At 70.3% G+C, this 9,860-nt stretch carries 8 protein-coding genes; 3 read left to right on the top strand and 5 right to left on the bottom strand.

Annotated elements, in window-relative coordinates; all coding sequences use genetic code 11:
* Positions 1-261 precede the first annotated feature (261 nt).
* On the top strand, positions 262-1,590 hold the full coding sequence (locus ACFC0D_RS37155) for a UDP-glucose dehydrogenase family protein (RefSeq protein ID WP_376446160.1): 1,329 nt from the start codon (positions 262-264) through the stop codon (positions 1,588-1,590).
* 349 nt (positions 1,591-1,939) lie between these two features.
* Here ACFC0D_RS37155 and ACFC0D_RS37150 read toward each other — a convergent pair whose 3' ends face one another.
* The 3 genes from ACFC0D_RS37150 to ACFC0D_RS37140 are packed head-to-tail and all read right to left on the bottom strand — an operon-like array spanning position 1,940 to position 4,796.
* Positions 1,940-3,112, bottom strand: a complete 1,173-nt coding sequence (locus tag ACFC0D_RS37150; protein ID WP_376446165.1) for a dipeptidase — start codon at positions 3,110-3,112, stop codon at positions 1,940-1,942.
* A gap of 38 nt (positions 3,113-3,150) precedes the next feature.
* Positions 3,151-3,681: a 5-(carboxyamino)imidazole ribonucleotide mutase gene (gene purE, locus ACFC0D_RS37145; protein ID WP_376446157.1), complete on the bottom strand. Its 531-nt coding sequence runs from the start codon at positions 3,679-3,681 to the stop codon at positions 3,151-3,153.
* Complete coding sequence (locus ACFC0D_RS37140) at positions 3,678-4,796, bottom strand: 5-(carboxyamino)imidazole ribonucleotide synthase (protein WP_376446163.1); 1,119 nt, start codon at positions 4,794-4,796, stop codon at positions 3,678-3,680. Before ACFC0D_RS37140 ends, purE begins: the two co-directional genes overlap by 4 nt.
* A gap of 184 nt (positions 4,797-4,980) precedes the next feature.
* On the opposite strand from ACFC0D_RS37140, the gene ACFC0D_RS37135 reads away from it, so the two are divergent.
* Positions 4,981-5,502, top strand: a complete 522-nt coding sequence (locus ACFC0D_RS37135) for a GtrA family protein (RefSeq protein WP_376446154.1) — start codon at positions 4,981-4,983, stop codon at positions 5,500-5,502.
* A 173-nt stretch (positions 5,503-5,675) separates the two neighbouring features.
* On the opposite strand, the gene ACFC0D_RS37130 is transcribed toward ACFC0D_RS37135, so the two are convergent.
* Positions 5,676-6,941 carry an ATP-binding protein gene (locus ACFC0D_RS37130; RefSeq protein ID WP_376446151.1) on the bottom strand — a complete coding sequence of 422 codons (1,266 nt, stop codon included), beginning with the start codon at positions 6,939-6,941 and terminating at the stop codon, positions 5,676-5,678.
* Between the two features lie 195 nt (positions 6,942-7,136).
* On the bottom strand, positions 7,137-7,814 hold the full coding sequence (locus ACFC0D_RS37125; RefSeq protein WP_376446148.1) for a response regulator transcription factor: 678 nt from the start codon (positions 7,812-7,814) through the stop codon (positions 7,137-7,139).
* 426 nt (positions 7,815-8,240) lie between these two features.
* Here ACFC0D_RS37125 and ACFC0D_RS37120 point away from each other — a divergent pair, with 426 nt between their 5' ends.
* A complete protein-coding gene (locus ACFC0D_RS37120; protein WP_376446146.1) occupies positions 8,241-9,761 on the top strand; it encodes a peptide MFS transporter in 1,521 nt (506 codons plus the stop codon).
* Positions 9,762-9,860 lie beyond the last annotated feature (99 nt).

Genomic DNA, 9,860 nt, shown 5'->3' with positions numbered 1-9,860 from the left:
ACCGCCGCGGCGAACGGCGTGATCTTCGCCTCCGCCAGCGCGCGGACCGTCTCCCGGAGCATCTCGTGCTCCTCGGACGGGCGATACAGGTCGAAATCGGCAGAACCCGCCATGCTCATTCGCTCCCACTCTTTGCTAACTACCGTTAAGTAACTCAAAGGGTAGGGCGTCACGGGGCACCGGACCAAGGCCCGGCCGAGGCAGGACCGAGGCCCGACTATGCTCGGGCAGGCATTCCGCCCGACGTCACTGGAGTCCCGTATGGCCCTCAAGATCACCGTGATCGGCACCGGCTACCTCGGCGCCACGCACGCAGCGGCCATGGCGGAACTCGGGTTCGAAGTGCTCGGCCTCGACGTCGTGCCCGAGAAGATCGAGCTGCTGGCCACCGGGCGCGTACCGATGTACGAGCCGGGTCTCGAGGAGCTGCTGGCCCGTCACGTCGCCGGGATCGAGGGGTCGACGGGCCGACTGCGCTTCACCACCTCCTGGGAGGAGGTCGGCGCCTTCGGTGACGTCCACTTCGTCTGCGTGAACACCCCGCAGAAGCACGGCGAGTACGCGTGTGACATGAGCTACGTCGACGCCGCGTTCACCTCGCTCGCGGGCGTGGTGCAGGACGGCGCGCTCGTCGTCGGCAAGTCGACCGTGCCGGTCGGCTCGGCCGAGCGGCTCGCCGCGCTGCTGCCGGAGGGCGTCGAGCTGGCCTGGAACCCGGAGTTCCTCCGGGAGGGCTTCGCCGTCAAGGACACCCTGCACCCGGACCGGATCGTCGTCGGTGTGCGCGGCGAGCGGGCGGAGAAGCAGCTGCGCGAGGTGTACGCCGGTCCGGTCGCGGAGGGCTCGCCGTTCGTGGTGACGGACTTCCCGACGGCGGAGCTGGTGAAGACCGCCGCGAACTCCTTCCTCGCCACCAAGATCTCCTTCATCAACGCGATGGCCGAGGTCTGCGAGGCCGCCGGCGGTGACGTCGCGAAGCTCGCGGAGGCGATCGGCTACGACGACCGGATCGGGTCCAAGTTCCTGCGGGCCGGGATCGGCTTCGGCGGCGGCTGTCTGCCGAAGGACATCCGCGCCTTCATGGCGCGGGCGGGCGAGCTGGGCGCGGACCAGGCGCTGACGTTCCTGCGGGAGATCGACTCGATCAACATGCGGCGGCGCGGCCAGATGGTCGAGATGGCGCGTGAGGCGCTGGGCGGCGGTTCGTTCCTGGGCAAGCGGGTGGCGGTGCTCGGCGCCACGTTCAAGCCGGACTCCGACGACGTCCGTGACTCGCCCGCGCTGAACGTGGCCGGACAGATCCACCTCCAGGGCGGACAGGTCACGGTCTACGACCCCAAGGGCATGGACAACGCTCGCCGCCTCTTCCCGACGCTGGGATACGCGGACACGGCCCTGGCCGCCGTGCGCGGGGCGGACGTGGTGCTGCACCTGACGGAGTGGCGTGAGTTCCGCGACGAGCTCGACCCGGCGGAGCTGGGGGCGGCGGTGACCTCGCGGGTGATCCTGGACGGCCGCAACGCGCTGGACGCGACGCGCTGGCGCGAGGCGGGCTGGACGTACCGCGCGATGGGCCGCCCGCGCGCCTGAGAACGTGCGCCGACGCCCGCGCGCGTAGAACGTGCGCCGGTGCCCGCGCGCTGAGAGCGTGCGGACGTGCCCGCCGACCCCGGGCCCGGGACGGATGCGCGCGGTGCCCCCGACCCCAAGGTGCCCCGCCTCCCCCTTCGACCGGGGGTGGCGGGGCACCGTCGTGTCCGCGTGCTGCGCCGCGCGGGGCGACCGGGTCCGGCGCGGGCCGGCCGCGGAGGAGGAGCTCGGCGAAGATCGGTGCGTAACCGCTCGCCGGGTCCACGGCGCGGCGGAATGCTCTGTACGGGTGAGCACCGCCCGGGACGCGCGAAGGCCCCGCCGAAGCGGGGCCTTCGATGATGCTCCGTCAGGAGGACGGGGAATCGAGCGAGTCGATCGTCGCGTTGGACGGCGCCCGGGTCTCCCGCAGCTCGCGCGAGACCGCCTCCGCGTCCCGCAGCACGCGGACCGCGTTGGACCAGGTCAGCTTGGCGAGGTCGGCGTGCGACCAGCCGCGCGTCAACAGCTCCGCGATCAGGTTCGGATAGCCCGCGACATCGTCGAGGCCGGCCGGGGTGAACGCCGTACCGTCGTAGTCGCCGCCGATGCCGATGTGGTCGATGCCGGCGACCTCGCGCATGTGGTCGAGGTGGTCGGCCACGGTCGCCGCGGTGGCGATCGGGCGCGGGTTCTCCACCTCGAACGCGCGGTGGATCCTCATCGCCGCCGGCGTCGTGTCGAGGTGGTGCAGTCCGTGCGCCCGCATGTTCTCGTCGGCCCGGGCCGTCCACTCCACGGCCGCGGGGAGGATGAACTTCGGCACGAACGTCGCCATCGCCACTCCCCCGTTCGCGGGCAGCTGCGCCAGCACGTCGTCGGGGATGTTCCGCGGATGGTCGCAGACCGCGCGCGAGGAGGAGTGCGAGAAGATCACCGGCGCGACGGCGGTGGCCAGCGCGTCCCGCATCGTCGTCGCGGCGACGTGCGAGAGGTCGACGAGCATCCCGACCCGGTTCATCTCCCGGACGACCTCGTGGCCGAAGGGGGAGAGACCACCGACGCCCGGCTCGTCCGTCGCCGAGTCCGCCCACGCGGTGTTGTCGTTGTGGGTGAGCGTCATGTAGCGCACGCCCAGGGTGTGCAACGCGCGCAGCGTGGCGAGGGAGTTGTTGACGGAGTGGCCGCCCTCGGCACCCTTCAGGGAGGCGATACGGCCCTCCTTCCGCGCCGACTCCATGTCGTCCGCGGTCAGGGCGGGGGCGAGATCCGCGGAGTACCGGTCGAGCAGCTGGTCGACGATGTCGATCTGCTCCAGGGTGGCGCTGACCGCGTCGTCACCGGTCAGCTCGCACGACACGTACACCGACCAGAACTGGGCGCCGACCCCGCCGGCCCGCAGCCGGGCCAGGTCGGTGTGGAGCGCGCCGGTCTGGTCGGCCGCGATGTCGAGCCGGTCCAGGTCGTAGCCCGCGTGCTTGCGCAGCGCCCACGGCAGGTCGTTGTGACCGTCGACGACAGGTGCGGAGGCCAGCAGCTCCATCGCCTCCGCCAGCCGGTCGGCCGCGTTCGCCGGGCGGCTCACTTGGCGAAGCCGAACGACTCCGAGCCCTCGACCTTGGCCCGCAGCCGCTTGCCCTTCTCGGTCGCCTGATCGTTCAGCTCCTGCTGGAACTCCCGCATCCGGACCAGCAGTTCGGCGTCCTGTGTGGCGAGGATCCGGGCCGCGAGCAGACCGGCGTTGCGCGCCCCGCCGACGGAGACCGTGGCCACCGGCACACCGGCCGGCATCTGCACGATGGAGAGGAGCGAGTCCATGCCGTCGAGGTACTTCAGCGGGACCGGCACGCCGATGACGGGGAGCGGGGTCACCGAGGCGAGCATTCCCGGCAGATGGGCGGCGCCACCGGCACCCGCGATGATCGCCTTCAGACCTCGGTCGGCTGCCTTCTCGCCGTACGCGACCATCTCGCGCGGCATCCGGTGCGCGGAGACGACGTCGACCTCGTACGCGATCTCGAACTCGTCCAGGGCCTGCGCCGCGGCCTCCATGACGGGCCAGTCGGAGTCGGATCCCATGACAATGCCTACGACGGGGCTCACAGGGCTCATTCGGTGATCGTTCCTCGCAGATAGCCGGCGGCGTGACGGGCGCGCTCCAGCACGTCGTCCAGGTCGTCGCCGTAGGTGTTGACGTGCCCCACCTTGCGGCCGGGCTTCACGTCCTTGCCATACATGTGGATCTTGAGCTGCGGGTCCCGGGCCATGCAGTGCAGATAGGCGTAGTACATGTCCGGGTAGTCCCCGCCCAGCACATTGCACATGACCGTCCACGTGGCGCGCGGGCGCGGATCGCCCAGCGGCAGGTCGAGGACGGCCCGGACGTGGTTGGCGAACTGCGAGGTGATCGCGCCGTCCTGGGTCCAGTGGCCGGAGTTGTGGGGACGCATGGCGAGTTCGTTGACGAGGATCCGCCCGTCGGTGGTCTCGAAGAGCTCCACGGCCAGATGGCCGACGACGTCGAGCTCCTTGGCGATCCGCAGCGCCAGCTCCTGCGCCTGGCCGGCCAGCTCGGCCGACAGGTTCGGCGCGGGCGCGATCACCGTGTCGCAGACGCCGTCGACCTGCTGGGACTCGACGACCGGGTAGGCGACGGCCTGGCCGTGCGGGGAGCGGACGATGTTCGCGGCGAGCTCGCGCGCGAAGTCGACCTTCTCCTCGGCGAGCACCTGGACGCCGGCGAGGAACGGGTCCCGCGCGTCGGCCTCCGAACGGACGAACCAGACGCCCTTTCCGTCGTAGCCGCCGCTCACGGTCTTGAGGATGATCGGGAAGCCGCCCACCTCCGCCGCGAAGGCCGCCGCGTCCGCCGGATCGGCGACGATGCGGTGGCGGGGGCTCGGCGCGCCGATCTCGTCGAGCTTCGCGCGCATCACCCCCTTGTCCTGGGCGTGCACCAGCGCGGCGAGCCCGGGGCGGACGACGACGCCGTCCTCCTCCAGGGCTCGCAGATGCTCCGCGGGGACGTGCTCGTGATCGAAGGTGATCACGTCACATCCGCGCGCGAAGTCACGCAGCGTAGCCAGGTCGCGATAGTCGCCGATGACGACCTCGCTCACCACCTGGGCCGCCGAGTCCTGCGGGGTGTCACTGAGCAGCTTGAACTTGATGCCGAGGGGGATACCCGCCTCGTGGGTCATACGGGCGAGCTGACCGCCACCGACCATGCCGACTACCGGGAACGTCACCCTCTTAGGGTATCCGCACCATGCGGGAACCCTCCCCCGCCTGTGCTTTACGACAGCTCGCCGGGGTTTCTCCGTGGTTTGCAATGTCCCCAGGCAGGTGCCAGACGCTCTGGTTAGCATGGCTGGGACGATGAAACCGAACGGACGGGGCTGAGCAATCACCATGAGTGAACCCAGCGCACTGCGTGTGCGGCTTGACCGGCTCACGCGTGAGTTCGCGAAGTTCGGTGCCGTCGGTGGTGTCGGCCTCCTGGTGGACCTCGGGGTCTTCAACCTCGTACGCCATCTCACGGAGGTCCCCGTCGTACGGGCGAGCATCATCGCCACCGTCGTCGCGATCGGCTTCAACTACCTGGGCTTCCGGTACTTCACCTACCGGGACCGCGACAAGAGCAGCCGCACGAAGGAGCTGACGCTCTTCCTGCTGTTCAGCGTCGCCGGCCTGGTGATCCAGAACGGCATCCTGTACGCGGCGACGTACGGATTCGGCTGGGACTCCCCCCTTCAGAGCAACGTCTTCAAATTCCTGGGGATCGGCGTCGCGACGCTGTTCCGGTTCTGGTCGTATCGGACCTGGGTGTTCCGGACGCTGCCGGCGCGGGAGGCGGTCCAGACCGCCGAATCGTTCCTGGAGCAGGCGCCGCCGCCGCAGACGACCAGGAAGCAGCCGGACCGGGTGCTGTAGGGCGCTCTGCCACCGGCACGCTCGAACGGCCACGGCCCTCCGGCGTCCCCTCGACGTACCTCTGCCGCCCTCCGGCGTCCCTACGGCGCCCCCCGACGTCCCTCTGCCGCCCTCCGACGTCCCTACGGCGCCCGCTGGACGCCCTCTGACGCCCTCAGGAGCGGCCCGTTCGCCTAGCGGACCGGGCGGTCCTGGTCCCGGCGGCTCCTGACCTCACGGCTGAGGAAGAGCGCGAACACGGGAGGCTGCTGCTGGAGCAGCTCGAGCCGGCCTCCGTCCGCCTCCGCGAGGTCCCGGGCGACGGCGAGTCCGATGCCGGTGGAGTTACGGCCGCTGATGGTCCGCTCGAAGATCCGCGCGCCGAGATCGGCGGGGACGCCCGGGCCCTCGTCGGTGACCTCGATCACGGACTGGTTGCCGGTGACCCGGGTGCGCAGGGCGACGGTGCCACCGCCGTGCATGAGCGAGTTCTCGATCAGCGCGGCGAGGACCTGGGCCACGGCCCCCGGAGTGCCCACCGCGCGCATCCCCTGCTTGCCCGAATGGACGATGGCCCGGCCCGCGCTTCGGTAGGCGGGGCGCCACTCCTCGATCTGCTGCTTGATGACCTCGTCGAGGTCGAACGCGATGGCGGAGCCCGTACGGGGGTCGCGCGAGTTGGTCAGCAGCCGCTCCACGACGTCGGTGAGCCGCTCCACCTGCGTGAGCGCGATCGTCGCCTCCTCCTTGACCGTGTCGAGGTCGTCGGCGACGGCGACCTCCTCCAGGCGCATGGAGAGCGCCGTGAGGGGTGTACGGAGCTGGTGCGAGGCGTCCGCGGCGAGTCGGCGCTCGGCGGTGAGCATCCGGGCGATCCGCTCGGCGGAGGCGTCCAGGACATCGGCGACCCGGTCCAGCTCGGGCACGCCGTACCGCTTGTGGCGCGGGCGGGGGTCGCCCGAGCCGAGGCGTTCGGCGGTCTCGGCGAGGTCGGTGAGCGGGGACGTCAGCCGGTTGGCCTGGCGCACGGCGAGCAGCACGGCGGCCACGACGGCCAGCAGGGCCACGGCGCCGATGATCAGGAGGGTGCGGCCCACCTCGGAGGTGATGGTGGAGCGGGACTCCTCGACGGTGACGGTCTCCCCGCGCTCGCCCTCGGCGGTGCCGCGGATGACGCTGCCCTCGGGGCGGGCGCCGATCTCGATGGGGGCGCGGCCGGGGATCTCGATCAGGGCGTACCGCTTGGCGCCGCTCTGCTCGGCGAGGATGTCCGGGTTGACGGGCTCCCCGCCGATGAGCCGGCTGTCGACGATGGAGACCAGGCGCACGGCCTCGGAGTCCACGCTCTCCTGGGCGCTGGAGGAGATGGTCCGCGTCTCGACGATGACGAGGGACACCCCGAAGACGGCGATGACGACGAGGACGACGGCGAGCGTGGAGTTGATCAGACGGCGACGCACGGGGCGGTCCTCCGGGCGGGGGTGTGGGGCACGCCCCCGAGCCTACGGCGCGCGACCCCTCGGCTCGCTCCTACGGGGGGCGCAGACTCCCGCCGGAGCGCGCAGACTCCAGGAGCGCTCGGACCTCCGCCGGAGAAGCCCCGGCGCTCCCGCCGGAGCGCGCACGCCCCCGTCGGGCAGAGGCCCCTTCCGGGGCTAGCTCTTCTCGAAGCGGAAGCCGACGCCTCGGACCGTGGCGATGTAGCGGGGGTTCGCCGCGTCGTCGCCGAGCTTCTTGCGGAGCCAGGAGATGTGCATGTCGAGCGTCTTGGTCGACGACCACCAGGTGGTGTCCCAGACCTCGCGCATCAGCTGGTCGCGGGTGACGACCCGGCCGGCGTCCCGGACGAGGACCCGGAGCAGGTCGAACTCCTTCGCCGTGAGCTGGAGCTCCTCGTCGCCCATCCAGGCACGGTGCGACTCGACGTCGATCCGGACACCGTGCGTCGCGGGCGCGACGGCCGGCTCGGTGGCGCCGCGCCGGAGCAGGGCCCGGACACGGGCGAGGAGCTCGGCGAGGCGGAACGGCTTGGTGACGTAGTCGTCGGCGCCCGCGTCCAGCCCGACGACGGTGTCGACCTCGTCGGCGCGGGCGGTCAGCACCAGGATCGGAACCGTGTGGCCCTCGGCGCGCAGCCGCCGGGCGACCTCCAGGCCGTCCATGCCGGGCAGTCCGAGGTCGAGCACGACGAGATCGACTCCGCCCTGGAGTCCGGCGTCGAGGGCGGTGGGTCCGTCCTCCCGCACCTCGACCTCGTATCCCTCTCTCCGCAGCGCACGGGCCAGCGGTTCCGAGATGGATGCGTCGTCCTCGGCGAGCAGTACACGGGTCATGGGGTGATGGTAGTCCGCAGGGCGGACGCCCCGAGGCATGATCCACAGGGCCGCGACGGCTCCTGCGGATCAAGGTGGGTAACCTGCACATGACCTTTGAATGAGGGTTGTTGGTTCCTAGATCACCTGTGATCCATCTCTCAAGTCCTTCCATATCCGGCACTGTCGTGTCGTATGGTGGCGAGGCATCAGTTGCGGTAATCGGGGACCTTTGGATCGCTTCGTGCGACAGAGGTCCTCTTTCTGCGTGAGGTCGGCTCCGGCAACCTCGATGGCAGTGAACGACCTGTGGGCCGGGTCCTGAGACGCGATGCGGCGTCAGGGCGTGGATCCCGGCGGGGTGCGACCGCCTCCCGCCGGTGCCGGCCTCCCCCACCGGGCGCACCACGCTCACAAGGCGCGCGTCCCGACAGAGCAAGGATCGACATGGCGTCCAGCCTGACGACGGCTTCGACCGGAACCCCTGGTTCCGAGAAGACGTTCCTCGGCCACCCCCGCGGCCTGGCCACCCTCTTCTTCACCGAGATGTGGGAGCGCTTCTCCTACTACGGCATGAGGGCTCTCCTCGTCCTGTACCTGGTTTCCGGTGGCGCCGACGCGGCGACCGGCAGCCAGGGTGGCGGCCTCGCGATGACGGCGGCCACCGCGACGGCGATCTACTCGGTCTACGTCTCGATGGTCTACCTGATGGCCATGCCGGGCGGCTGGTTCGGTGACCGCGTCTGGGGCGCCCGCAAGACCGTCACCATCGCCGGATTCGTGATCATGGCCGGTCACGCCTCGCTGGCGATACCCGGCCAGGCGATGTTCTTCGTCGGTCTCGCGCTCGTCGCCGTGGGCTCCGGTCTGCTGAAGGCCAACATCTCCACGATGGTCGGCCACCTCTACGACGGCCCGGACGACCCGCGCCGTGACGGTGGCTTCACGCTCTTCTACATCGGCATCAACCTCGGTGCGTTCGTGGCGCCGTTCGCCGTCGGCACCCTCGGCGAGAAGGTCAACTGGCACCTCGGCTTCGCGCTCGCCGCTGTCGGCATGGGTCTGGGCCTCGCGTGCTTCCTGGCCTTCACCAAGAGCCTGAGCCCGAAGAGCACCGTCGTCCCGAACCCGCTCTCCCCCGAGGAGCGCAAGAGCATCCTGGTCAAGGTCTGCCTGGTCGTCGCCGCCGCCGCCGTCTTCTACGGCGCCGTCGTGGCGATGGGCATGTACACCCTGAAGTGGGCGCTCGTGCCGATCACCCTCGCGGGTCTGATCATCCCGGTCGCCGTCCTGGTCCGCATCAAGCGCGACAAGGACCTCAGCACCGGCGAGCAGTCGAAGATGAACGGCTACATCTGGTTCTTCGTCGCCGCCGCCGTCTTCTGGATGATCTACGACCAGGGTGGCTCGACCCTGTCGCTGTTCGCGGACAGCAAGACCGCCGACTCCGTTCTCGGCATCGGCTTCCCCGCCACCTGGTTCCAGTCCCTGAACCCGCTCTTCGTCATGGCGCTGGCCCCGGTCTTCGCCTGGCTGTGGCTGTGGCTGGCCCGTAAGAACCAGGAGCCGAACACCATCGTGAAGTTCGCGATGGGCCTGGTCCTCGTCGGTGCCTCCTTCTTCGTCTTCATCGTCCCGATGGGCATGGCGGGCGACGGCACCAAGGTCTCCCCGATGTGGCTGGTCTCGATCTACATGATCCAGACCATCGGTGAGCTCTGCCTCTCCCCGGTCGGCCTCTCCGTCACGACGAAGATGGCGCCGCAGAAGTACGCCTCCCAGATGATGGGTGTCTGGTTCCTCGCGGTCACCGCCGGTGACTGCACCACGGGTCTGCTCTCGCTGGCCGGTGTGGACCTCAACGGCACGGGGATCATCGGAATGCAGGCCGGACTCGCGGTGCTCGCGGGCTTCGCGGTCTTCATGTACCGCAAGAAGGTCCAGGCGATGATGGGTGGCGTCCACTGACGTCCCCCGCCGTACGGACGGGAGGGCCGCCGCCCCCAATCGGTGCGGCGGCCCACCCCCGGTTAAGCCAACCTGTCAGCCCCCCAGACGCGCCCCCCG

Source organism: Streptomyces sp. NPDC056222 (genome assembly GCF_042264065.1).
Lineage (GTDB): Bacteria > Actinomycetota > Actinomycetes > Streptomycetales > Streptomycetaceae > Streptomyces.
The sequence above is the reverse complement of the archived record's forward strand: the minus strand, read 5'-3'. Positions and strand labels throughout refer to the sequence as shown.